Raw genomic sequence first — 23,991 nt, forward strand, 5'->3', positions numbered from 1 at the left:
CCGCCGAAAGGACGCCGACGGCGTCCGCGCTATCCTTCCCCGGCCTAAAGGCCGAGGCTTGCCGCGCACCTGGTCAACAGTATTCCAATCGCCGGGCCGATACTCGTCGGCATCATCCAGGGCGTGCTCGATACGGTGGGCTGGTTCAACGGCATCGGCAACGGGCAGGCGCTGGATCAGGATGCGCTGGCCTCGCTCAAGATCCTGACCACGCGCGGCGCCGCCGAGCAGAATGCGCGCCTCAATGCCACGCTGGTGCCCGGCACGAAATCGGCACTGGGGCCGGATTGCAATACCGCTGGCGCGGTGTCCGAGCAACGGCAGGCGCGCGATGCCGCGGGCAACCTTGTCACCCATACCCAGGCCGCGTATTCCTGGACTGGTCAGGGCGGGCCGTTCAGCCTGCTGCGCTCCAACCTGCTGGACCCGACCACGGTGATGATGTCGACCTCGGCCGGGCTGATGGACCTGAAGGGCGCCGGCCCCAATGACGGGCTGGTCTCGGTCTGCAGCAGCAAGTGGGGCCGGGTGCTGGCCACTGGCTACTACTGGAACCACCTCGACGAGGTGAACCAGATGGCCGGCCTGTACCAGGACGTCGATCCGCGCACAGTCATCCTCAGCCACGCCAACCGGCTGCGCAATGACCAGCTCTGAGCGCTCGCCGCGGCTCTGGCTGGCCTTGCTGCCGGCCGGCGCAGCGGCAGCAGCGGTGTACTGGCTGACGATGGCGTCCGGCCCGGCTGCCGTGCCGCAGCGCACGGCGGCGATCACCACTGCTGCGAGTCCTTCGACAACATCGGCTGACGCCGGACCCGCCGGCGTGGCTGCGTTGCCATCGCTTTCCGGCGTCGACGTGCCCGCAGGCCTCGAACTCGACGCGCAGGGCAAGCTGCGGCTGACGCGCGCGCTGCGCACCTACTTCGACTACTTCCTCAGCACCCGCCACGACGCCGGCGGCGCCGACGCGCTGGACCGGCTGGTGTACGACGATATCCGCCGCCGCGTGCCGCAGCCAGCGGCAGGGCAGGCGTGGCAGCTGTGGCAGCGCTATGTAGCCTATCTTGCCGAGATTCAACCGCAGGCCACCCGCAAGCCGCGGGCGGATTCGAACGGCACGCTGGATGCGGCGCAGGTGCAGCAGCTGCGCGCGCTGCAGGCTGAGCGCAACGGTGCGCGGCAGCGCCTGCTGCCGGAGGTGGCGGCAATCTGGTTCGGCGACGAGCAGGCGTATGACGATGCCATGCTGGCGCGGCTCGACATCGCGGCGCAATCCGGCCTGGATGACGCGCAGCGGCAGCAGCGGCTGGCCGAACTCGAAGCCATGCTGCCCGAGCCATTGCGCGCGGCACGGGAGGCCAGCGCGCGTCCGCAGGCGATCAGCGACACCATCGCCGGCATGCAGGCCGCCGGCCGCAGTGCGCAGGACATCGGTGCGGCGTTGGCGCAGGCCTACGGTCCCGAGGTGGCGCAGCGCTACCAGCAGCAGGCGCAAGCCGGGCAGGCCTGGCAGCAGCGCTACGACGACTACGCCGCGCGCCGCGCGCAGATCGAGGCCTTCCCGGGGTTGTCGGAGCAGGACCGCCGGCAGCAACTGGATGCGCTGCGCAGCCAGACCTTCGGCAATCCCAGCGAAGCGCTGCAGGCCGAGGTGGTCGACAAGGCGATGGCCGCGCGGCGGCAGGCACGATAGCCGCGCTGCATCGCCCAAAGAAAAACGGCACCGGGTTCCCGGTGCCGTTTTTACAGCCGCTGGCTCGGCAGGTTTACATCCCGACGTAGTTCGGACCGCCGCCGCCTTCCGGCGTCACCCAGACGATGTTCTGGGTCGGATCCTTGATGTCGCAGGTCTTGCAGTGCACGCAGTTCTGCGCGTTGATCTGCAGACGCTCCTTGCCCGACGTCTCGTCCTGCACGAACTCATACACACCGGCTGGGCAGTAGCGCGACTCGGGGCCGGCGTACTTGTCCCAGTTGATGTTGACCGGCACGCTGGCGTCCTTGAGCGTCAGGTGCGCCGGCTGGTTCTCTTCGTGGTTGGTGTTGCTGATGAACACCGAGCTGAGGCGGTCGAAGGTCAGCTTGCCGTCCGGCTTCGGGTACTCGATCTTCTGGCACTCGGCCGCGGGCTTCAGGTACACATGATCCGGCTTCACGCGGTGGATGGTCCACGGCGGGTTGCGGATGCCCAGCTTGGGCAGCAGCCATTGCTCGATGCCGGTCATCAGCGTGGCGGTGGTGCGGCCCTTCTTGAACCACTGCTTGAAGTTCTTGGCCTGCAGCAGTTCCTTGTGCAGCCAGCTCTGCTCAAACGCAGCCGGGTAGGCGGCCAGTTCGTCGTGCTGGCGGCCGGCCTGCAGCGCGTCATAGGCGGCCTCGGCGGCCATCATGCCGGTCTTGATGGCGGCGTGGCTGCCCTTGATGCGCGAGGCATTCAGGTAGCCGGCATCGCAGCCGACCAGCGCGCCGCCCGGGAACACGGTCTTGGGCAGCGACAGCAGGCCGCCGGCGGTGATGGCACGCGCGCCGTAGGAGAGGCGCTTGCCGCCTTCAAAGTACTGGCGGATTTCCGGATGCGTCTTGAAGCGCTGGAATTCCTCGAACGGCGACAGCCACGGGTTGGTGTAGTCCAGGCCGACCACAAAGCCGACCGCGACCTTGTTGTCTTCCATGTGGTACAGGAACGAGCCGCCGTAGGTGGCCGGGTCCAGCGGCCAGCCGGCGGTGTGCACCACCAGGCCAGGCTTGTGCTTGGCGGGATCGATCTCCCACAGTTCCTTCAGGCCGATGCCGTAGCTCTGCGGATCCTTGCCGGTGTCGAGCTTGAATTTCTCGATCAGCTGCTTGCCCAGGTGGCCGCGCGCGCCTTCGGCGAAGATGGTGTACTTGGCATGCAGCTCCATGCCCAGCTGGAAGTTCTCGGTGGGCTCGCCTTCCTTGTTGATGCCCATATTGCCGGTGGCCACGCCCTTGACCGAGCCGTCTTCGTTGAAGAGCACTTCGGCGGCGGGGAAGCCCGGGAAGATCTCCACGCCCAGCGCTTCGGCCTGCTGGCCCAGCCAGCGCACGAAGTTCGACAGGCTTATGATGTAGTTGCCTTCGTTGTGGAAGCACTCGGGCAGCAGCGCGGGCGGCGTGCCCTTGGAGCCGGACTCGTTCAGGAACAGGAACTTGTCTTCGGTGACCGCCTGGTTCAGCGGCGCACCCAGTTCCTTCCAGTTCGGGATCAGCTCATTGAGGGCGCGCGGATCCATGATGGCGCCCGACAGGATGTGGGCGCCGGGCTCGGAGCCCTTTTCCAGTACGCACACGTTGACGTCGGCGCCTTTCTCCTGCGCGAGTTGCTTCAGGCGGATGGCGGTGGCCAGGCCGGCGGGGCCGCCGCCGACGATGACCACATCGTATTCCATGGCTTCGCGCGGGCCGAACTGCTCCACGAGCTGTTGCTGATCCATTGTCTCTAACCCTCTATTTCTTTGCTGCTTGCTTGCAATTGTGGGAAATGCGGTGATCGTTTTGCCGAGAACCGGGCCAGCGCGCGGACGGGAGCCGCGGGTGGGTGAGTTGGCAGCGATTTGGAGTCCAAAGACGCCCGGATCGCGCGTTTTCCCTCTTTCCCTTTACTGGCCAAGTTCTTAGAATCTCCGGCATTGTCCGGGACTCGCCACCCACAGGCAAGGATTTTTTTGGAACGGTCGTTCTTTTTTTGATATGCTGCCTTCTGCTCCCGCATAGGCCGGAGGAGCTCCCGCACAAGAGGTAATCATGGGTTTGTCGATCAATCTGGAAGGCAAGGTCGCGCTGGTCACCGGCGCTTCAAGCGGGCTGGGCTCGCGTTTCGCCACGGTGCTGGCCGCCGCCGGCGCCAAGGTGGTGCTGGCCTCGCGCCGCACCGAACGGCTCAAGGAACTGCGCGCGGCGATCGAGGCCGAGGGCGGCAGCGCCCATGTGGTGCGCCTGGACGTCACCGACCCGGACAGCATCCGCGCCGCGGTGGCGCACGCGGAGACCGAGGCCGGTTCCATCGACATCCTGGTCAACAACTCCGGCGTGTCGACCACGCAGAAGCTGACCGATGTGACCGCCGATGACTTCGATTTCGTCTTCGACACCAATACCCGCGGTGCCTTCTTCGTCGCCCAGGAAGTGGCCAAGCGCATGATTGCGCGCGCCAAGGGCGCCGAGCGCAACGGCAGCCCGCTGCCGCAGGCGCGCATCGTCAATATCGCCTCGGTGGCCGGGCTCAAGGTGCTGTCGCAGATCGGCGTCTATTGCATGAGCAAGGCGGCCGTGGTGCACATGACCAGGGCCATGGCGCTGGAATGGGCGCGCCACGGCATCAATACCAATGCCATCTGCCCGGGCTATATCGACACCGATATCAACCACCACCACTGGGACTCGGACGCGGGGCAGAAGCTGATCCAGATGCTGCCGCGCAAGCGCCTGGGCAAGCCAGAGGATCTCGACGGCCTGTTGCTGCTGCTGGCATCCGATCAGTCGCAATTCATCAACGGGGCTGTCATTACCGCCGACGACGGCATGGTCTGACCGCCTGACCGCTGACCGGGGGGCGCAAGGCCCCCTGCATCCCGGCTGCGCGCCAAAAGTGCCGCGGGATGGCCAGATTGCACGCCCAGGGCTTATCCGGTCCCCTTGGGTGCGCCGTCGTCAGCACACACCAATCATCAGAAAATTCGTGCGTGATGGGCCAGTCTTGGCATAATCCGCCATGTCTGCAGATTAAGTCTTTACATACAAGTAAAAAAACGCCGCGGTGGCTGCATGGCCCGAGCGGCCCGGACCGGAGGCCGGGGAGATGGAGCAACAAGAAGAGGCACGGCGCAACGCCGTGCCGCAACACGTCGTCGATTCCGCGGTGATCCCGCAGGCTGCCGACGAAGCGCAGGACGCTGAATTCCGGGTTTCGCCCCGCATCGAGGACTGGATTGGCGTGATCGTGATGGTGCTGCTGGTCGGCATCACCTTCGCCAACGTGGTGGTCCGCTATTTCACCGACGAGTCGTTTGCCTGGACCGAGGAGTTCTCGGTCTTCCTGATGATCGTGCTGGCGCTGGTCGCCGGCAGCGCCGCGGTGGCGCGCGACCGCAATATCCGCATCGAATTCTTCTTCGAGCGCGGCAGCGCGGCCCGGCAGCGGCGCCTGGCGATCCTGTCGGCGCTGGCCGTGGCGGTGATGTTCATCGCGCTGGCAGTGCTGGGGGCGCGCATCACCTGGGACGAATACACCTTCGGCGAGACCTCGCCGGGCATTGGCGTGCCAAGCTGGTGGTACTCGATCTGGCTGCCGGTGCTGTCGGCCGGCATCGCGCTGCGCGCGCTGGGGCTGGTGCTGCGCAACGTGCGCGCGCTCAAGGCGCTGCATGCAGCCAGGACAGGCACGATGGAGCAGGCGCCATGACTCTCGTTGCCATCATCCTGTTCGTGGTCTTTATCGGCCTGATGCTGCTGGGCGTGCCCATCGGCGTGTCGCTGGGGCTGGGCGGCCTGGTTGCCATCGGCCTGTCCAATCTCGACACCCAGATGTTCGGCCTGCTGGCCGTGCCGCAGAACTTCTATGCGGGGCTGGCCAAGTATCCGCTGCTGGCGATCCCGATGTTCGTGCTGGTGGGGTCGATCTTCGACCGCTCCGGCGTGGCGCAGCGGCTGGTGACCTTTGCCATCGCCATCGTCGGCCGCGGCCCCGGCATGCTGCCGCTGGTGGCGATCCTGGTGGCAATGTTCCTGGGCGGCATCTCCGGTTCCGGTCCGGCCAACGCGGCCGCGGTGGGCGGAGTGATGATCGCGGCGATGTCGCGCGCCGGCTATCCCGGCTCGTACAGCGCGGCGGTGGTTGGCGCTGCCGCCGCGACCGACATCCTGATCCCGCCGTCGGTGGCGTTCATCATCTACAGCGTGCTGGTGCCCGGCGCGTCGGTACCGGCGCTGTTCGCGGCCGGCATGATTCCGGGCATCCTGGCCGGCGTTGCGCTGATCGTTCCGGCGGTGTGGCTGGCGCGCAAGCACAATATGGGCGCGATCGAGGCCGGGTTGCCGCGCCCGCCGTTCTGGAAGAGCCTGCGCGAGGCCGCCTGGGGTCTGGTGGCGCCGTTCCTGATCCTGGGCGGTATGCGCGCTGGCTGGTTCACGCCGACCGAGGCCGCCGTGGTGGCCGTAGTCTACGGTCTCTTTGTCGGCATGGTGGTGTACCGCAGCATCGGCATGCGCGACCTGTTCACCATCTTCCAGGAGGCGGCCGAGACCTCGGCGGTGATCCTGCTGGTGGTGGCGCTGGCCGGCATCTTTGCCTATGCGCTGTCGACGCTGGGCGTGATCGACCCGCTGGCGCATGCCATCGCCACCTCCGGGCTGGGCGAGTACGGCGTGCTGGCGCTGATCGTGCTGCTGCTGATGACGGTAGGCATGTTCCTGGACGGCATCTCGATCTTCCTGATCTTCGTGCCGCTGCTGCTGCCGATCGCCAATGCCTTCCACTGGAACCCGGTATGGTTCGGCGTGGTGCTGACGCTGAAGGTGGCGCTGGGCCAGTTCACGCCGCCGCTGGCCGTGAACCTGATGGTGTCGTGCCGGATTGCCCGCGTGCGCATGGAAGAGACCGTGCCCTGGGTGATCTGGATGCTGCTGGCGATGTTTATCGCCATGCTGATGGTGCTGGCCTATCCGCCGCTGGCGACCTGGCTGCCTGAGTACCTCGGCTACTGATGTTCCGCATTCACAAACAAGAATTGACGCTTTCCCGAGAGGAGATGAGATGAAACGTCGTGCCCTGATGCTCGCAACGGCTGCCGCCATTGCCGCTTCCGCCTTCGCCCCCGCCGGCGCAATGGCCCAGACCTACAAGTCCGAGTACAAGATGTCGCTGGTGCTCGGCCCGGCCTTCCCGTGGGGCAAGGGCGGCGAGATCTGGGCCGACCTGGTCAAGCAGCGCACCAACGGCCGCATCAATATCAAGCTGTACCCGGGCACCTCGCTGGTGGCCGGCGACCAGACCCGCGAATTCTCGGCGATCCGCCAGGGCGTGATCGACATGGCGGTGGGCTCGACCATCAACTGGTCGCCGCAGGTCAGGGAACTGAACCTGTTCTCGCTGCCGTTCCTGATGCCCGACTACAAGGCGCTGGACGCGCTCACGCAGGGCGAAGTCGGCAAGTCGCTCTTCACCACGCTGGAAAAGGCTGGCGTCGTGCCGCTGGCCTGGGGCGAGAACGGCTTCCGCGAAGTGTCCAACTCCAAGCGCGAAATCCGCAAGCCGGAAGACCTCAAGGGCATGAAGCTGCGCGTGGTCGGTTCGCCGCTGTACATCGAGACCTTCAACGCGCTGGGCGCCAACCCGACCCAGATGAGCTGGGCCGACGCGCAGCCGGCGATGGCCTCGGGCGCGGTCGACGGGCAGGAGAACCCGCAGTCGGTGTTCGCCGCCGCCAAGCTGTACACGGTGGGCCAGAAGTTCGTCACCACCTGGGGCTACGTGGCTGACCCGCTGATCTTCGTGGTCAACAAGCAGATCTGGGAAAGCTGGACCCCGGCCGACCGCGAGATCGTCAGGCAGGCCGCCATCGACGCCGGCAAGCAGGAAATCGCGCTGGCCCGCAAGGGCCTGGTGGAGCCGGGCGCGCCGGCCTGGAAGGACATGGAGGCGCACGGCGTCAGGGTCACGCACCTGACGCCGGCCGAGCACGACAGCTTCCGCAAGGCCACCGCCAAGGTCTACGACAAGTGGAAGAAGCAGATCGGCGCCGACCTGGTGACCAAGGCCGAAGGCGCGATCGCCAAGCGCTAAGCCACGCAGAGGGTCCGCCAGACTCGGCGGGCCTGTTCCTTTGGAGACTGTGATGAAGCACGTCTATACGGTGGTCATGCCGATCCGCTGGGGCGACATGGATGCCATGGGCCATGTCAACAACACCGTCTATTTCCAGTACCTGGAGCAGGCGCGCATCGAGTGGTTCGCGTCGCTGGGCCGCGGCGGCAAGGACGCGAACGGGCAGGGCCCGGTCATCATCAATGCGCATATGACCTTCCTGAAGCAGCTGCGCTATCCGGGCGACATCGAGTGCCGCGTCTACGCCGGCCAGCTCGGCCGCACCAGCTTCGAGACCCGCATGGAAATCCGCCGCACCGACCTGCCCGACGTGGTCTGGGCCGAGGGCGGGGCCAAGGTGGTGTGGTGCGATTACACGCAGGAGAAGTCGGTGCCGGTGCCGGCCGAGATCCGAGCGATCATCGAGGGCTGACGCCCGCCACGGGGCTCAGTGGTTGACCAGCCGCTGCACCAGGTCCACCGAGGTACTGGCCCCGTACTTCTTCATCAGCCGCGCCCGGTAGATGTCCACCGTGCGCGGGCTGATCGCCAGCAACTTGCCGATCTGCTTGCTGGTTTTCCCCTCCACCAGCTGCGCCGCGATCTCGCGTTCGCGCGCGGTCAGCTCGGCCGTGACCTGGCGCTTCTGCGACAGGTCCTCGAAGGTCCAGATCCCGGCGCCCAGCGGTTGCGTGCGGTCCAGCGCGCGCCCGGTGACATGGCACCAGAACAGTTCCCCGCCTGCGCGCTTCATGATGCGCTCGTCCGAGTACATGCCGCGCTTGCCCATGATAGGCGCGATGCGCGCGCCGGTGCGCTCGAATTCGTCGGGGGTGGGGTAAAGCACCAGGAAGGACTGGCCCAGCAGCGCCTCGCGCGTGGTGCCGAAAATGCGGCAGACCTCCTCGTTGCAGTCCTCGATCACGCGTTCGCGTGACAGCACCAGGCCCACGGGGGCGAGCTGGAAGGCGGTCTGGTAGTCGATTGCGGGCATCTGCTTATGTATTTTTACGTAATGGCGTAGCCGGCTGCGCTTGCGTATGCTGTCGGTCGGACGAGTTGCGGCGACTGTCGCCCGCCTGTTGCCGATTGTACCGTTACAATTTCCCTGCGTCGCCCGCCGCACAATCCGGTGGCGGGAAGAGCGACAGGGAACTACCGAGGAAGGAGCGAAACATGAACAAGGTCTACGCCAGCGCCGCAGAAGCGCTTGCAGGCGTCGTCCGCGACGGCCAGACGATCGCCGTTGGCGGTTTCGGCCTGTGCGGCATCCCCGAGGCGCTGATTGCCGCGCTGCGCGACAGCGGTGCCAAGCAGCTGACCTGCATCTCCAACAACGCCGGCGTCGATGGCTTCGGCCTGGGCCTGCTGCTGGCCACGCGCCAGATCAGGAAGATGATCTCGTCCTACGTGGGCGAGAACAAGGAGTTCGAGCGCCAGTACCTGGCGGGCGAACTGGAGCTGGAATTCACGCCGCAAGGCACGCTGGCCGAGAAGCTGCGCGCCGGCGGCTCCGGCATCCCGGCCTTCTTCACCAAGACCGGTGTCGGCACCATCGTCGCCGAAGGCAAGGAAATCCGCGAATTCGACGGCGAGCAGTACGTGATGGAGCGTTCGCTGACCGCCGACGTCGCGCTGGTCAAGGCATACAAGGCCGACAAGGCCGGCAACCTGGTGTTCCGCCGCACTGCGCGCAACTTCAACCCGATGTGCGCGATGGCGGGCAAGGTCACCATCGCCGAGGTCGAGCATATCGTCGAGACCGGCGAGCTGGACCCGGATGAAATCCACCTGGCCGGCATCTTCGTGAAGCGCCTGGTGCTGAACACCACCCCCGAGAAACGCATCGAGCAGCGCACCGTGCGCGCGGCCAGCTGAGGAGACCCATCATGGCATGGACACGTGACGAAATGGCCGCGCGCGCCGCGACCGAGTTGCAGGACGGTTTCTACGTCAACCTGGGCATCGGCCTGCCGACGCTGGTGGCCAACTGGGTGCCGGAAGGCATGGAAGTGTGGCTGCAGTCCGAGAACGGCCTGCTGGGCATCGGCCCGTTCCCGACCGAGGACGAAGTCGACGCCGACATGATCAACGCCGGCAAGCAGACCGTGACGACGCTGCCAGGCTCGTCGATCTTTTCTTCGGCGGATTCGTTCGGGATGATCCGCGGCGGCCACATCAACTTGGCGATCCTGGGTGCGATGCAGGTCAGTGAGAAGGGCGACCTGGCCAACTGGATGATCCCGGGCAAGATGGTCAAGGGCATGGGCGGCGCGATGGACCTGGTGGCCGGCGTCGGCCGCGTGGTGGTGCTGATGGAACACACCGCGAAGAAGAAGGACGGCACCGAGGACATCAAGATCCTGAAGGACTGCAACCTGCCGCTGACGGGTGTTGGGGTGGTCAACCGCATCATCACCGACCTGGGCGTGATCGACGTGACCGAGGCCGGCCTGAAGCTGGTGGAAACCGCTCCGGGCGTCAGCCGCGAGGAAATCCAGGCCAAGACGGGCGCGCCGCTGCTGTAAGCGGGCTGAGCTCCGAAGCCTGACAGGGCCCCTGCAGTGCGATGCGCCGCAGGGGCTTTTTTGTCAGGTCGCTCCGCCTTGGAACTCACCGGCCGGGCTACGCCAGCCGGCTGCACTCCCTAGCTCTTCCGGCGAATAGCCCGGCAGCATCGCAGCGCACTATGCTGGCTGCTCTCCGGCAAGGCGCAGACCCTGCCGCGGTCGAACCCTCACGGAAGGTGCGTCATGCCGGCTTCCCCGAACCAATCCTTGCCACTGGTCTACGCCTGCTCCGGTTGCTCCAGCGTGGCGCAACTGGCCAATGCCTGCGCGGTGCGGCTCGACCGCAGCGGCCGTGCGGAAATGTCCTGCATCAGCGGCGTGGGTGGCGGCGTGCCGGCGCTGACGCGGGTGGCGCGCTCGGGGCGGCCGATCCTGGCGCTGGACGGCTGCCCGTTGGCCTGTGTCAAGGCCTGCCTGGCCAGCGCGGGCGTGGCGGCGGACCGGCACCTGGTGCTGAACCGGCTCGGCGCGACCAAGCGGCAGCACGGCGCATGCACCGAGGCCGAGGAACAAGCGATCTGGGGAGCGGTAGAGGCGGCACTGACGAGCCTGGCAGCCGCAGGCTGAAGCCGGGCGCGCCGTGGCACGCCCGGTGCGGCAGGTCAGCCGGCCTGCTTGTTGTAGCTTGCGAACACCGAAGCGGCGCCGTCCGCTTTTACAATCAGCACGTCGAACGGGTCCTTGCGCGGGCCCTGCTCCATGCCGGGCGAGCCGACCGGCATGCCCGGCACGGCCAGCCCGACGGCCCTGGGTTTTGTGGCCAGCAGCTTGCGGATATCCGCCGCCGGCACATGGCCCTCGATGGCGTAGCCGCCGATATGCCCGGTGTGGCAGGAGCCAAAGCGTTCCGGCATGCCGAAGCGCTTGCGGTACACGCCGGTGTCCTCGACGTCATGCACCGTCACGGTGAAGCCGTTGCTGCGCAGGTGCTTGACCCAATCCTCGCAGCAGCCGCACAGCGGGCTCTTGTAGACGTCGATGGCAAGCGGCCTGGCGGCTTGCGCCAGCGCGCCGGCCACCGGTGCCAGCGCTCCGGCCGAGACCGCGCCCAGCGCCAGCGCGCGCAGGAAACTGCGTCGTTGCATCGCTTGCTCCTTACTGCGCCACCCAGCCGCCGTCCATGTTCCAGATCGCTCCGCGGACCTGGCGGGCCGCTTCGGACGACAGGAACACGGCCAGCGCGCCCAGTTCATCGGGCGTGACAAACTGTCCCGAGGGCTGCTTCTCCAGCACCAGCTCGCGCTTGGCCTGTTCCACCGGAATGCCTTCCTTCTGCGCGCGGGCTTCGACCTGCTTCTGCACCAGTGGCGTCAGCACCCAGCCCGGGCAGATCGCGTTGGCGGTGACACCGGTCTGCGCGGTTTCCAGCGCGGTCACCTTAGTGAAGCCGACGATGCCGTGCTTGGACGCCACATAGGCGGACTTCTGCGCCGAGGCCACCAGCCCGTGGGTGGAGGCAACATTGATGATGCGGCCCCAGTCCTTCTGCTTCATGCCGGGCAGCGCCAGGCGCGTCGTGTGGAAGGCCGAAGTCAGGTTGATGGCGATGATCGCGTCCCAGCGCTCGGGCGGGAAATCCTCGATGGCGGCCACGTGCTGGATGCCGGCGTTGTTGACCAGGATGTCGGCGCCACCGAAGTCGGACTGCGCGTAGCGCATCATGTCCTCGATCTCGGCCGCCTTGCTCATGTCGGCGCCGTGGTAGCCGACCCGGATTCCCTGGCCGGCCTGCGCGATCTCTGCCTTTGCGGCGTCCGCGTCACCAAAGCCGTTGACGATGATGTTAGCGCCCTGGGCCGCCAGCGCTTTCGCGATGCCGAGCCCGATGCCGCTGGTCGAGCCAGTCACCAGTGCGGTCTTGCCGTTGAGCATGTAAGCCTCCGTCGAGAGAAAGGGATGCCACAGAAGGAATGCCACAGGGTTGGCGGCGCGCGCCGTGGCGGTGCGCGGCCGCGCACGCGGGGCGCTGACACTGTGCTGTGGCATTGTACCCGCTGCGGCGTACAATCCAGCTTTGCTCAACCTCCGGCAGCACCGTCTTTTTTGCGGTCCGCGGTCCGGTTCGCCAGGGAGTCCAGATGTCTGCCAGTCCGCGTCTCGGTTTTGTCCAGTGCATCAGTCCGGCGGGCCTGCACCGCATGGCCTACCACGAGTGGGGCGACCCCGCCAATCCGCGCGTGCTGGTGTGCGCGCATGGGCTGACGCGCACCGGCCGCGACTTCGACACCGTTGCCAGCGCGCTGTGCGGCGACTACCGCGTGGTCTGCCCCGATGTGGCCGGGCGCGGCCGCTCGGAATGGCTGGCCGATGCCCACGGCTACGTGGTGCCGCAGTACGTCGCGGACATGGTCACGCTGATTGCGCGGCTCAATGTGGAGAAGGTGGACTGGTTCGGCACCTCGATGGGCGGGCTGATCGGCATGGGCCTGGCCGGGTTGCCGAAGTCGCCGGTGCGCAAGCTGTTGCTCAACGACGTGGGGCCGAAGCTGGCGCCCTCGGCGGTGGAACGGATCGGCGCCTACCTGGGGCTGCCGGTGCGCTTCAAGACCTTCGAGGAAGGCCTGGCCTACCTGCAGACCATCAGCGCATCGTTCGGGCGCCATACGCCAGAGCAGTGGCGCGAGCTCAACGCCGCCATCCTGAAACCGGTGCAGGGCACGGACGGCCTGGAATGGGGCTTGCATTACGATCCGCAGCTGGCAGTGCCGTTCCGCAAATCCACGCCCGAGGCCATTGCTGCCGGCGAGGCCGCGCTGTGGCGCAGCTTCGAGGCCATCGAAGGCCCGGTGCTGGTGGTGCGCGGCGCGCAGTCGGACCTGCTGCTGCGCGAGACCGTGGCCGAAATGGTGGCGCGCGGCAAGCATGTGAGCTCGGTGGAAGTGCCCGACGTGGGCCATGCCCCGACCTTTGTCGATCCGGCGCAGATTGCGATCGCCCGGCAGTTTTTTACCGGGGCCTGATTGCATCGCATGCCGGCCTTGTTTTTATCAGTCAACGCATTGTCATGAGTAACCTTGAACTGAAGCGCGCCCACGTGGGCAAGCGGTTGTCCGAATACGCGGTCTATAACGGTGTGGTGTATCTCGCCGGTCAGGTGCCCGAGGTCGATCCCAAGGCCGATATCCGCGGCCAGACGCGCGAGGTCCTCGGCCATATCGACCGCCTGCTGGCCGAGGCCGGCAGCGACAAGACCCGCATCCTGTCGTGCCAGATCTTCCTGACCAATGTCGACCAGATCGGCGAGATGAACGAGGTCTGGGACGCCTGGGTGCCGCAAGGCAACACGCCCCCGCGCGCCACCGTCGAAGCCCGCCTGGCCAATCCCGATTACCTGATCGAAGTGGTGGTGACCGCTGCGCTCAACTGATGCAGGCGTTGTGACATGGTGACGTCCACCGACCTGACCGGTCGGGTCGCGGGCATTCCGGATGCCGAACTGGTCGAACGCGCACTGGCCTACGTGCGCGAGCATGGTGCCGAGGTCGCGCTGCCCACCGGCGAGACCGTGCTGTCGCACGCGCAGGGCATGCTGCGCATTCTCGACGGCCTGCGCGTCGACGACGCCGCGCGCGCCGCCGCCTGCCTGTTCGGGCTGGTGGCCTTCGTGCCCGCCACCGAGGCCGAGATCGCGCCGCGCTTTGGCGACGAGGTGGCGCGGCTGGTCGACGGTGTGCGGCAGCTGCTGCGCATCGGTGCCATCGCCGGCAGCCGCCCCGAGGCCGAGCCGGCCGCGCCGTCCAAAAACGAAGCGCAGGCGCGCCACGAACAGGTCGAGGCGCTGCGCAAGATGCTGCTGGCGTTTGCGCAGGATATCCGCGTGGTGCTGGTGCGCCTGGCCTCGCGGCTGCAGACGCTGCGCTGGATGGCCGAGACCAAACAGGCGCCGCAGCCGGGCGTGGCGCGCGAAACGCTGGACATCTACGCGCCGCTGGCCAACCGCCTTGGTATCTGGCAGATGAAGTGGGAGCTGGAGGACCTGGCGTTCCGCTTCGAGCAGCCCGATACCTACAAGCGCATCGCCAAGCTGCTGGATGAAAAGCGCATCGAGCGCGAAGGCTATATCGCCAGCGCCATCGAACGGCTGCAGTCCGAACTGGCGACCGCCGGCATCCCTGCCGAGGTCAGCGGGCGGCCCAAGCATATCTACAGCATCTGGAAGAAGATGCGCGGCAAGGAGCTGGATTTTGCCGACCTGTACGATGTGCGTGCCTTCCGCGTGATCGTCGACGATATCAAGGACTGCTACACGGTGCTGGGTATCGTCCACCATATCTGGCAGCCGATCCCGCGCGAGTTCGACGACTACATCTCGCGACCCAAGGCCAACGGCTACAAGTCGCTGCATACGGTGGTGATCGGCGATGACGGGCGCGCCTTCGAGGTGCAGATCCGCACCCACGAGATGCACCACTTTGCTGAATACGGCGTGGCCGCGCACTGGCGCTACAAGGAGGCGGGCAGCCGCGGCTATGCCGGGCAGTTTTCCGCCAGCGAGCGCTATGACGAGAAGATAGCCTGGCTGCGCCAGCTGCTGGCGTGGAAGGACGATGCCGACCACAGCGTGGCGCACGACGAGTCGTGGGAGCAGATCAAGCATGCCGCGATCGACGACCACATCTACGTGCTGACGCCGCAGGCGCGCGTTGTGGCGCTGCCGCAGGGCGCCACCGCGGTGGACTTTGCCTACTACCTGCACAGCGATCTCGGCCACCGCTGCCGCGGCGCGCGCGTGGACGGCACCATGGTGCCGCTGAACACGCCGCTGAAGAACGGCCAGACCGTGGAGATCATCGCGGTCAAGCAGGGCGGACCGTCGCGCGACTGGCTCAACGCGGACCTGGGCTACCTGGCCAGCAGCCGCGCGCGGGCCAAGGTGCGGGCCTGGTTCAATGCGCTCGATTCGCAGGAGACCATCGCGCAGGGCCGCGTGCTGATCGACAAGACCCTGCAGCGCGAAGGCAAGACCGCGGTCAAGCTGGAAGACCTGGCCACGCGGCTGGGCTTCAAGACGCCGGAGGACCTGTTTGCGGCAGTGGCCAAGGATGAGTTCAGCCTGCGTCACGTAGAGCACGCGCTGCGACACCCGGAGGGCGAGGTCCAGGCGCCGCTGAGCGAGGAAGATGCTGTCACCAAGAAAAGCCGCGCCACCAGCGTGGCGCGCGGCGCCAAGAGCGGCGTGCTGGTGGTGGGGGTGGATTCGCTGATGACGCAGATGTCGCGCTGCTGCAAGCCGGCGCCGCCGGATGACATCGTCGGCTTTGTCACGCGCGGGCGCGGGGTGTCGATCCATCGGCGCAGCTGCCACACCTTCCAGCAACTGGCCGGGCGCGCGCCGGAGCGGGTGATCCAGACCGAGTGGGGCCAGAAGAGCCACGCCGCGGTCTACCCGGTCGACATCCACGTCGAGGCGATCGATCGCCAGGGGTTGCTGCGCGATATCTCCGAAGTGCTGTCGCGCGAGAAGATCAACGTCACCGGCGTCAAGACGCTCTCCAGCAAGGGCGTGGCACGCATGCAGTTCACTGCCGAAGTGTCCGAGGCTACGCAGCTGCAGCGCGCGCTGCAGTTGATCGAAGACGTCCAGGGGGTGTTGCAGGCGAAAAGAAAGTGATGCTATACTTGCGGCTTCGCTAGGCTCGTAGCTCAGCTGGTTAGAGCACCACCTTGACATGGTGGGGGTCGTTGGTTCGAGTCCAATCGAGCCTACCAACGAATTGCAGGAAAGCAGTAAAAAGAAGTGTGGCAAGTCCGATTCAACCCCATACGGAACGGAAGGGCATCATGGTTATGACACCGCGAACTACTACCGCTGGCAAGCGACAGTAGTCGAGGTGCGCCTTCGACCCGGTTGGATTGGGTTTGACAAAGAGAAACGCGGCCTTGGCCGCGTTTTTTTTCGTCTGTCGCCTGCCAGCACCCTGATAAGCTGCCGCCTTTCCGGTGCGGCAGAGCAGGGCAGTAAAGAATAAATCGCCAGTCCCGCAGGCATGCCGGGGCCGGTGCCACAAGATGCAGTTTGATCCGCTCAGGCGATGCGCAAGGCGCAGCCAGCGGAACCTGGAGAGTCGAAATGATCGCAATCACGCTGCCGGATGGGTCCCGCCGCGAGTTTCCCGGCCCGGTGACGGTTGCCGAAGTGGCGCAGAGCATCGGTGCCGGCCTGGCCAAGGCCGCGCTGGCCGGCAAGGTGGACGGCCAGCTGGTCGACACGAGCTACAAGATTGACCGCGATGGCGAGCTGGCCATCGTCACGGACAAGGACGCCGATGGCGTCGATGTGATCCGCCACTCCACGGCGCACTTGCTGGCCTATGCCGTCAAGGAGCTCTATCCGGAAGCGCAGGTGACGATCGGGCCGGTGATCGAAAACGGCTTCTACTACGACTTTGCCTACAAGCGTCCCTTCACGCCCGAAGACCTGGCCGCCATCGAGAAGAAGATGACGGAGCTCGCCCGCAAGGACGAGAAGGTCGTGCGCGAAGTGTGGAACCGCGACGAAGCGGTGGCGCTGTTCGAGTCGATGGGCGAGAAGTACAAGGCCGAGATCATCGCCTCGATCCCCGCCGACCAGGAAATCGGCCTGTACCGCGAAGGCAGCTTCGTCGACCTGTGTCGTGGCCCGCACGTGCCGTCCACGGGCAAGCTGAAGGTCTTCAAGCTGATGAAGGTGGCCGGCGCCTACTGGCGCGGCGATGCCAACAACGAGATGCTCCAGCGCATCTACGGAACGGCCTGGGCGAAGAAAGAAGACCAGGAAGCCTATCTGCACATGCTGGAAGAGGCCGAGAAGCGCGACCACCGCAAGCTGGGCAAGACGCTCGACCTGTTCCACCTTCAGGAAGAGGCGCCCGGCATGGTGTTCTGGCATCCGAAGGGCTGGCAGGTGTGGCAGGCCGTCGAGCAATACATGCGCGGCCGCCTGACAGACGCCGGCTATGACGAAGTCCGTACGCCGCAGGTGATGGATCGTTCGCTTTGGGAGAAGTCCGGCCACTGGCAGAACTACAAGGAGAACATGTTCGTCACGGAGTCGGAGAAGCGCGACTACGCGATTAAGCCGATGAACTGCCCAGGCCATGTGCAGATCTTCAACCACGGCCTGCGTTCGTACCGCGACCTGCCGCTGCGCCTGGCCGAGTTCGGCGCCTGCCACCGCAACGAGCCGTCGGGCGCGCTGCACGGGCTGATGCGCGTGCGCGGCTTTGTGCAGGATGATGCGCACATCTTCTGCACGGAAGAGCAGATCGTGGCGGAGGCCAAGGCCTTCAACGAACTGGCGTTCTCGGTCTACGACGACTTCGGCTTCAAGGATGTGAAGGTCAAGCTGTCGCTGCGCCCGGACCAGCGTGCTGGCTCCGACGAGGTCTGGGACCACGCCGAAGAGGGCCTGCGCCTGGCGCTGCGCGCCTGCGGCGTGGATTGGGAAGAGCTGCCGGGTGAGGGCGCCTTCTACGGCCCCAAGGTCGAGTACCACATCAAGGACGCGATCGGCCGCTCGTGGCAGTGCGGCACGCTGCAGCTTGACCTGGTGCTGCCGGAGCGCCTGGATGCCGAATACGTCTCCGAGGACAACTCGCGCAAGCGCCCGGTGATGCTTCACCGCGCCATCCTGGGTTCGTTCGAGCGTTTCCTGGGCATCCTGCTGGAAAACCACGCCGGTGCGTTGCCGGCCTGGCTGGCCCCGGAGCAGGTGGTGGTCATGAATATTGCGGATTCGCAGGCGGAATACGCCGAAAGCGTCGTGCAATTGCTGCAAAAACAAGGGTTTAGGGCCAAGGCCGATTTGCGTAATGAGAAAATTACGTATAAAATCCGCGAGCATTCGCTTCAAAAGGTTCCCTACCTGCTGGTAGTGGGCGACAAGGAGCGGGATGCCAGTCAAGTGGCCGTGCGTGCCCGTGGCAACGTGGATCTGGGTGTGATGCCCGTCTCCGCGTTTGTTGAGCGTCTGCAAAACGACGTCGCCAGCAAAGCCTGATGGGTGGTGAGCACGGCTTGTTTTTTTGTCTTCTTGAGGTAACGCAACATCGCTACGGACAAAGGTCATCGCATCAACCGGGAAATCAGCGCGCCTGAGCTGCGCCTGGTAGGGGTTGATAACGAACAGCTCGGCATCGTCAAGTTCATGGACGCACTGCGGCTGGCTGAAGATAAGGACTTGGACCTGGTCGAGATCGCGCCGAACGCGGTTCCGCCCGTCGCCCGGATCATGGATTACGGGAAGTTCAAGTACGAGGAAGCCAAGCGCGCCCACGAGGCGAAGCTGAAGCAGAAAATCATCCAGGTCAAGGAAGTCAAGTTCCGGCCGGGTACGGATGATGGCGACTACAACGTCAAGCTGCGCAACCTGAAGCGCTTCCTGGAAGATGGCGACAAGACCAAGATCACGCTGCGGTTCCGTGGTCGCGAGATGGCGCACCAGGAAATCGGCGCGCGCATGCTCGAACGCTTGAAGGCGGACCTGGATGAAATCGGTCAGGTCGAGCAGATGCCGAAGATGGAAGGGCGCCAGATGGTGATGGTGCTCGCCCCCAAGAAGAAGAAGTAATTCCTGCGCGTTGCAGCGGCCGGGATGCCAGGCATCCCGGCGTTGCTTCGTGCGGAAGTCGCGCGCGGCCCGCAAGGGCCGCTGTGCAACAACAAGTGGATGCGGGTCTTGCAAGCGTCGGCGTGAGCCGTCCACCTGCATGCATGTCATATGAGCTGGAGTTTTTCATGCCGAAGATGAAGACGAAGAAAAGCGCCTCCAAGCGCTTTACTGCCCGTCCGAACGGTTCGTTCAAGCGTGGCCAGGCCTTCAAGCGTCACATCCTGACCAAGAAGACCACCAAGAACAAGCGTCAACTGCGCGGTACTCAGGACGTCCATGAGACGAATCTGAAGTCGGTGCGCGCGATGATGCCTTACGCATAACCCCTGACGAAAACGAAAGGAGAATTACATGCCTCGAGTAAAGCGTGGGGTCACTGCACGGGCCCGTCACAAGAAAGTCATCGATGCTGCCAAGGGTTACCGCGGCCGTCGCAATAATGTCTATCGCATCGCCAAGCAGGCGGTCATGCGTGCTGGCCAGTACGCATACCGCGATCGCCGCAACAAGAAGCGCGTGTTCCGCGCTCTGTGGATTGCGCGTATCAATGCCGCGACGCGTGAGCATGGCATGACCTACAGCGTGTTCATGAACGGTCTGAAGAAGGCCTCGATTGAACTGGACCGCAAGGTGCTGTCGGACATGGCTATTCACGACAAGCCTGCCTTTGCCGCCATCGTCAACCAGGTGAAAGCCACCGTTGCCTGATGCCGGCTGCGGTAGCGCGTAAGCGCTGCCGGGCAAGCACCGACCGCAAGGTCGACCGCTGACCGCAAGGTCCGCTGAAACGGGGCTCCTCACCGAGCCCCGTTTTTATTTCGAATGCCGTTTCAGTTGCCGGAATCCGGTTGCCGAGACCGCATTCGAAACGAACACCGCACGTAGTGCCAACCCACGTCGGACCGGTGCGTACCGGCCCGACGCCAAAAGTCCCACGACCGCCGCCATGTCTCAGGATCTGGATCAAATTGTCGCCGATGCCCAGGCCGCCTTCGCTGCTGCCAACGACAACGCCACGCTGGAAAACGAAAAGGCCCGCTTCCTGGGCAAGACCGGTGCGCTGACCGAACTCCTCAAGGGCCTAGGCAAGCTCGACCCGGAAACCCGCAAGACGGAAGGCGCCCGCATCAACCAGATCAAGCAGCAGGTTGAAGCCGCCCTGCAGGCACGCCGCCAGGCGCTGGCCGATGCGCTGATGAACGCGCGCCTGGCCGCGGAGGCCATCGACGTCACGCTGCCTGGCCGTGCGGTGAGCCGCGGCAGCCTGCACCCGGTGATGCGCACGTGGGAGCGCGTCGAGCAGATCTTCGGCTCGATCGGTTTCGATGTGGCCGACGGCCCCGAGATCGAGACCGACTGGATGAACTTCACCGCGCTGAACAATCCGGATAACCATCCGGCGCGTTCGATGCAGGACACCTTCTATGTCGACGGCCGCGACAGCGACGACAAGCTGCTGCTCCTGCGCACGCACACCAGCCCGATGCAGGTCCGCTACGCGAAGATGCATGTCGAGAAGTACGCCGGCAAGGCGATGCCGCCGATCAAGGTGATCTGTCCGGGCCGCACCTACCGTGTCGACAGCGACGCCACGCACTCGCCCATGTTCAACCAGGTCGAAGGCCTGTGGATCGGCGAGGACGTCAGCTTTGCCGACCTCAAGGGCGTGTACACCGATTTCCTGCGCAAGTTCTTCGAGCGCGATGACATTCAGGTGCGCTTCCGCCCATCGTACTTCCCGTTCACCGAGCCGTCGGCAGAGATCGACATGGCCTTCGGCAATGGCAAGTGGCTGGAGATCTCCGGTTCGGGCCAGGTGCATCCGAACGTGCTGCGCAACATGGGCCTCGATCCCGAGCGCTATATCGGTTTTGCGTTCGGCTCCGGCCTGGAGCGCCTGACCATGTTGCGCTATGGCATCAACGACCTGCGCCTGTTCTTCGAGGGCGACGTGCGCTTCCTGCGCCAGTTCGCCTGACGCGCCGCCGTCCCCTCGTCAACGACCACACAGAATACTTACCGGATCAGAAGCGCCATGCAATTCTCGGAATCCTGGCTTCGCACCTTCGCCAACCCTGAAAAGATCTCCACCGACGCGCTGTCGCACACGCTGACCATGGCCGGCCTGGAAGTAGAAGAGGTGGGCTCGGTCGCGCCGCCGTTCGACAAGGTGGTGGTCGCGCGCGTGCTGTCGACCGAGCGCCATCCCAACGCCGACCGCCTCAACGTGTGCCAGGTCGATGCCGGCACCGGCGAGACCCTGCAGATCGTCTGCGGTGCGCCCAACGTCAAGCCCGGCATCCTGGTGCCGTGCGCACTGGTTGGCGCCGTGCTGCCCCCGTCCGAGGACGGCGGCAAGCCGTTCGAGATCAAGGTCGGCAAGCTGCGCGGCGTGGACAGCTATGGCATGCTGTGCTCGGCGCGCGAACTGAAGCTGTCGGAAGAGCACGGTGGCCTGCTGGTGCTGCCGGAAGACGCGCCGGTCGGCCAGAACATCCGCCAATACCTCGACCTGGATGACCAGGTCTTTGTCATCAAGCTGACGCCGAACAAGGCCGACTGCCTGTCGATCCATGGCGTGGCGCGCGAAGTGTCGGCACTGACCGGCGCCGCGCTGACGCTGCCCGAGATGAAGCCGGTGGCGGTGACGATCCAGGACAAACTGCCGGTCAAGGTATCGGCGCCGGACCTGTGCGGCCGCTTCTCCGGTCGCGTGATCCGCGGTGTCAATGCGCGCGCGGCCACGCCGGCATGGATGGTGCAGCGCCTTGAGCGCTCGGGCCAGCGCAGTGTTTCCGCACTGGTCGATATCTCGAACTATGTGATGCTGGAATTGGGACGTCCGTCGCACGTGTTCGACCTGAACAAGATCCACGGCGGCCTGGATGTGCGCTGGGGCCGCAAGGGCGAGCAGATCAAGCTGCTCAACGGCAATACCATCGAGGTCGACGAACAGGTCGGCGTGATCGCCGATGACAAGGAGATCGAAAGCCTGGCTGGCATCATGGGCGGCGACAGCACTGCCGTGACGCTGGACACCACGGACATCTATCTCGAGGCCGCATTCTGGTGGCCCGCTGCGATCCAGGGCCGGGGCCGCCGCTACAATTTCTCGACCGACGCCGGACACCGCTTCGAACGCGGCGTGGACTACGCCACCACGGTCGAGCATATCGAGCGCATCACCGCGCTGATCCTCGAGATCTGCGGCGGCCAGGCCGGTCCGGTGGACGACCACGTGGTCAACCTGCCGCAGCGCAAGCCGGTCAGCCTGCGCGTGGCGCGCGCCGAGCGCGTGCTGGGCATCGAGCTGTCGCCGGCGGCCATCGCCGATGTATTCCAGCGCCTGCAGCTGCCGTTCGTGCGCACCCAGGGCGCCGAGGGCGAGGTGTTTGAAGTCACGCCGCCGAGCTACCGCTTCGATATCGAGATCGAGGAAGACCTGATCGAGGAAGTGGCCCGCATCTATGGTTTCGAGCGCATCCCGGCGCGTCCGCCGATCGCCGAGAGCGAGATGCGCCCGACCAACGAGGCTCGCCGCTCCACCCACGTGGTGCGCCATGCCGTGGCCGCGCGCGACTACCAGGAAGTCATCAATTTCGCCTTCGTCGAAGAGAAGTGGGAGCGCGACTTCGCCACCAACGACAACCCGATCCGCCTGCTGAACCCGATCGCCAGCCAGTTGGCGGTGATGCGTTCGACGCTGATCGGCGGCTTGGTCGACAAGGTGCGCTACAACCTGAACCGCAAGGCCGCGCGCGTGCGCCTGTTCGAGGTGGGCCGCGTGTTCCATCGTGACGACAGCGTGAAGGACGGCGGCCTGACGGTGGCCGGCTACGATCAGCCGATGATGGCCGCGGGCATTGCCTACGGCCCGGCCTTCGAAGAGCAGTGGGGCATCCCCACGCGCAACGTCGACTTCTTCGACATCAAGGGCGATGTCGAGGCGCTGTTCCATCCGCGCGTGCCGCGTTTCGAGCCGGTGTCGCACCCCGCGCTGCACCCGGGCCGCGCCGCGCGCGTGCTGCTCGACGGCAAGGCCGTGGGCGTGGTCGGCGAGCTGCATCCGCGCTGGCTGCAGGAATACGAGCTGACGCACGCCCCGGTCGTGTTTGAACTGGCGCTTGACGCGCTGCGCGACACCGGCCTGCCGGTGTACACCGAGATCTCCAAGTTCCCGGCCGCCGTGCGCGACTTGGCCGTGGTCGTGAAGCAATCGGTACGCGTGCAGGATCTGCTCGACGCCATGCGTGCCGCACTGGAAAAGCAGGGCTACGGCCGCTACTGCCAGAACCTGGTGGTGTTCGATGAGTTCCGTCCCAAGGGCGCTTCAGCTGCCATTGGCGCGGACGAGAAAAGCCTTGCGTTCCGGGTGACCTTGCAAGATACTGGGTCGACCCTCCAGGACGAAACCGTCGACAGCGCAGTGCGCTGCATGGTCGACGCGCTGACAGAGGCCTTCCAGGCCCGGCTGCGCGGCTAAGCCATCGCCAGTACGCGACAAGTACGCGACGGACACACGATAAACAAGGGCGCCCGGGCTCGCCCTGGGCGGATCGCCAGACATACACTTGAGCGATCGACATGAATGATCGAGACGCGAATTCCATGACCGCTGCAGCACTGGGTGAGATGAGCGACCGGCAGGCTTCCTCCCTTGACGACGCGATGCCGGATAACCGCGCGACCGAAGTTCCCACGCTGACCAAGGCCGAACTCGCCGAGATGCTGTTCGACCAGGTGGGCCTGAACAAGCGTGAATCGAAGGACATGGTCGAAGCCTTCTTCGACGTCATCCGCGAAGCGCTGGAGCAGGGCGACAGCGTCAAGCTGTCCGGCTTCGGCAACTTCCAGTTGCGCGACAAGCCGCAGCGGCCCGGCCGCAATCCCAAGACCGGCGAAGTCATTCCAATCACCGCGCGCCGCGTGGTCACGTTCCACGCCAGCCAGAAGCTCAAGGGCCTGGTGGAAGAACGCGCAGGCATCGTCGGCTGACGCGTCACCCGAAC

At 65.5% G+C, this 23,991-nt stretch carries 24 protein-coding genes and 1 tRNA gene; 21 read left to right on the plus strand and 4 right to left on the minus strand.

Annotated features, from left to right (window positions below):
* Positions 1–123 precede the first annotated feature (123 nt).
* Positions 124–657 carry a hypothetical protein gene (locus tag AC1Q7H_RS26810; protein WP_013956310.1) on the plus strand — a complete coding sequence of 178 codons (534 nt, stop codon included), beginning with the start codon at positions 124–126 and terminating at the stop codon, positions 655–657.
* Entirely contained in the window at positions 644–1,693 is a 1,050-nt protein-coding gene (locus AC1Q7H_RS26815; protein ID WP_256449307.1) for a lipase secretion chaperone, read from the plus strand. The genes AC1Q7H_RS26810 and AC1Q7H_RS26815 overlap by 14 nt, the downstream gene beginning before the upstream one ends.
* Before the next feature lie 73 nt (positions 1,694–1,766).
* Here AC1Q7H_RS26815 and AC1Q7H_RS26820 read toward each other — a convergent pair whose 3' ends face one another.
* Positions 1,767–3,455, minus strand: coding sequence for an electron transfer flavoprotein-ubiquinone oxidoreductase (locus AC1Q7H_RS26820; protein ID WP_013956312.1), 1,689 nt, complete (start codon positions 3,453–3,455; stop codon positions 1,767–1,769).
* Between the two features lie 310 nt (positions 3,456–3,765).
* On the opposite strand from AC1Q7H_RS26820, the gene AC1Q7H_RS26825 reads away from it, so the two are divergent.
* From AC1Q7H_RS26825 to AC1Q7H_RS26845, 5 genes are all read left to right on the plus strand, one after another.
* Positions 3,766–4,551: an SDR family oxidoreductase gene (locus AC1Q7H_RS26825; RefSeq protein ID WP_013956313.1), complete on the plus strand. Its 786-nt coding sequence runs from the start codon at positions 3,766–3,768 to the stop codon at positions 4,549–4,551.
* Between the two features lie 268 nt (positions 4,552–4,819).
* Positions 4,820–5,422: a TRAP transporter small permease gene (locus AC1Q7H_RS26830; RefSeq protein WP_013956314.1), complete on the plus strand. Its 603-nt coding sequence runs from the start codon at positions 4,820–4,822 to the stop codon at positions 5,420–5,422.
* Positions 5,419–6,723 carry a TRAP transporter large permease gene (locus tag AC1Q7H_RS26835; RefSeq protein WP_013956315.1) on the plus strand — a complete coding sequence of 435 codons (1,305 nt, stop codon included), beginning with the start codon at positions 5,419–5,421 and terminating at the stop codon, positions 6,721–6,723. The genes AC1Q7H_RS26830 and AC1Q7H_RS26835 overlap by 4 nt, the downstream gene beginning before the upstream one ends.
* 49 nt (positions 6,724–6,772) lie before the next feature.
* A complete protein-coding gene (locus AC1Q7H_RS26840) occupies positions 6,773–7,801 on the plus strand; it encodes a DctP family TRAP transporter solute-binding subunit (RefSeq protein WP_013956316.1) in 1,029 nt (342 codons plus the stop codon).
* 52 nt (positions 7,802–7,853) lie between these two features.
* On the plus strand, positions 7,854–8,255 hold the full coding sequence (locus AC1Q7H_RS26845; protein WP_013956317.1) for an acyl-CoA thioesterase: 402 nt from the start codon (positions 7,854–7,856) through the stop codon (positions 8,253–8,255).
* Positions 8,256–8,270: 15 nt separating this feature from the next.
* Here the strand turns inward: AC1Q7H_RS26845 and AC1Q7H_RS26850 are convergent, their stop codons facing one another.
* Positions 8,271–8,816, minus strand: a complete 546-nt coding sequence (locus tag AC1Q7H_RS26850; RefSeq protein WP_013956318.1) for a PAS and helix-turn-helix domain-containing protein — start codon at positions 8,814–8,816, stop codon at positions 8,271–8,273.
* 182 nt (positions 8,817–8,998) lie between these two features.
* Between AC1Q7H_RS26850 and AC1Q7H_RS26855 the strand changes: the two genes are divergently transcribed.
* From AC1Q7H_RS26855 to AC1Q7H_RS26865, 3 genes are all read left to right on the plus strand, one after another.
* Positions 8,999–9,700, plus strand: coding sequence for a CoA transferase subunit A (locus tag AC1Q7H_RS26855; protein WP_013956319.1), 702 nt, complete (start codon positions 8,999–9,001; stop codon positions 9,698–9,700).
* Between the two features lie 11 nt (positions 9,701–9,711).
* Entirely contained in the window at positions 9,712–10,350 is a 639-nt protein-coding gene (locus AC1Q7H_RS26860) for a CoA transferase subunit B (protein ID WP_013956320.1), read from the plus strand.
* A gap of 225 nt (positions 10,351–10,575) precedes the next feature.
* Positions 10,576–10,959, plus strand: coding sequence for a putative zinc-binding protein (locus AC1Q7H_RS26865; protein WP_013956321.1), 384 nt, complete (start codon positions 10,576–10,578; stop codon positions 10,957–10,959).
* Positions 10,960–10,994: 35 nt separating this feature from the next.
* On the opposite strand, the gene AC1Q7H_RS26870 is transcribed toward AC1Q7H_RS26865, so the two are convergent.
* A complete protein-coding gene (locus tag AC1Q7H_RS26870) occupies positions 10,995–11,477 on the minus strand; it encodes a DUF411 domain-containing protein (RefSeq protein WP_153955925.1) in 483 nt (160 codons plus the stop codon).
* Positions 11,478–11,487: 10 nt separating this feature from the next.
* The gene (locus AC1Q7H_RS26875; protein ID WP_114130446.1) at positions 11,488–12,264 is read right to left on the minus strand and encodes a 3-hydroxybutyrate dehydrogenase; all 777 of its coding nucleotides are present in this window, start codon (positions 12,262–12,264) and stop codon (positions 11,488–11,490) included.
* A gap of 206 nt (positions 12,265–12,470) precedes the next feature.
* Here AC1Q7H_RS26875 and phaZc point away from each other — a divergent pair, with 206 nt between their 5' ends.
* The 11 genes from phaZc to AC1Q7H_RS26930 all read left to right on the plus strand — a co-directional run bounded on the left by phaZc (position 12,471) and on the right by AC1Q7H_RS26930 (position 23,977).
* The gene (phaZc, locus tag AC1Q7H_RS26880) at positions 12,471–13,352 is read left to right on the plus strand and encodes a 3-hydroxybutyrate-oligomer hydrolase PhaZc (protein ID WP_013956324.1); all 882 of its coding nucleotides are present in this window, start codon (positions 12,471–12,473) and stop codon (positions 13,350–13,352) included.
* A 44-nt stretch (positions 13,353–13,396) separates the two neighbouring features.
* A complete protein-coding gene (locus AC1Q7H_RS26885) occupies positions 13,397–13,759 on the plus strand; it encodes a RidA family protein (RefSeq protein ID WP_010813105.1) in 363 nt (120 codons plus the stop codon).
* Between the two features lie 15 nt (positions 13,760–13,774).
* On the plus strand, positions 13,775–16,003 hold the full coding sequence (locus AC1Q7H_RS26890; RefSeq protein ID WP_153955926.1) for a RelA/SpoT family protein: 2,229 nt from the start codon (positions 13,775–13,777) through the stop codon (positions 16,001–16,003).
* A 21-nt stretch (positions 16,004–16,024) separates the two neighbouring features.
* A tRNA-Val gene (locus AC1Q7H_RS26895) sits at positions 16,025–16,101 on the plus strand.
* 361 nt (positions 16,102–16,462) lie between these two features.
* A complete protein-coding gene (gene thrS / locus AC1Q7H_RS26900) occupies positions 16,463–18,370 on the plus strand; it encodes a threonine--tRNA ligase (protein ID WP_013956326.1) in 1,908 nt (635 codons plus the stop codon).
* Between the two features lie 48 nt (positions 18,371–18,418).
* Positions 18,419–18,940 carry a translation initiation factor IF-3 gene (gene infC, locus AC1Q7H_RS26905; RefSeq protein ID WP_080569535.1) on the plus strand — a complete coding sequence of 174 codons (522 nt, stop codon included), beginning with the start codon at positions 18,419–18,421 and terminating at the stop codon, positions 18,938–18,940.
* A 167-nt stretch (positions 18,941–19,107) separates the two neighbouring features.
* Entirely contained in the window at positions 19,108–19,305 is a 198-nt protein-coding gene (rpmI, locus tag AC1Q7H_RS26910) for a 50S ribosomal protein L35 (RefSeq protein ID WP_006575466.1), read from the plus strand.
* A 28-nt stretch (positions 19,306–19,333) separates the two neighbouring features.
* Positions 19,334–19,690: a 50S ribosomal protein L20 gene (rplT, locus tag AC1Q7H_RS26915; protein WP_008650487.1), complete on the plus strand. Its 357-nt coding sequence runs from the start codon at positions 19,334–19,336 to the stop codon at positions 19,688–19,690.
* A gap of 238 nt (positions 19,691–19,928) precedes the next feature.
* Positions 19,929–20,960, plus strand: a complete 1,032-nt coding sequence (gene pheS / locus AC1Q7H_RS26920; protein ID WP_013956328.1) for a phenylalanine--tRNA ligase subunit alpha — start codon at positions 19,929–19,931, stop codon at positions 20,958–20,960.
* Positions 20,961–21,017: 57 nt separating this feature from the next.
* Entirely contained in the window at positions 21,018–23,465 is a 2,448-nt protein-coding gene (pheT, locus tag AC1Q7H_RS26925; RefSeq protein WP_153955927.1) for a phenylalanine--tRNA ligase subunit beta, read from the plus strand.
* A 101-nt stretch (positions 23,466–23,566) separates the two neighbouring features.
* The gene (locus AC1Q7H_RS26930) at positions 23,567–23,977 is read left to right on the plus strand and encodes an integration host factor subunit alpha (RefSeq protein WP_153955928.1); all 411 of its coding nucleotides are present in this window, start codon (positions 23,567–23,569) and stop codon (positions 23,975–23,977) included.
* Positions 23,978–23,991: the final 14 nt, after the last annotated feature.

Source organism: Cupriavidus sp. GW823-FHT06D04 (assembly GCF_058795055.1).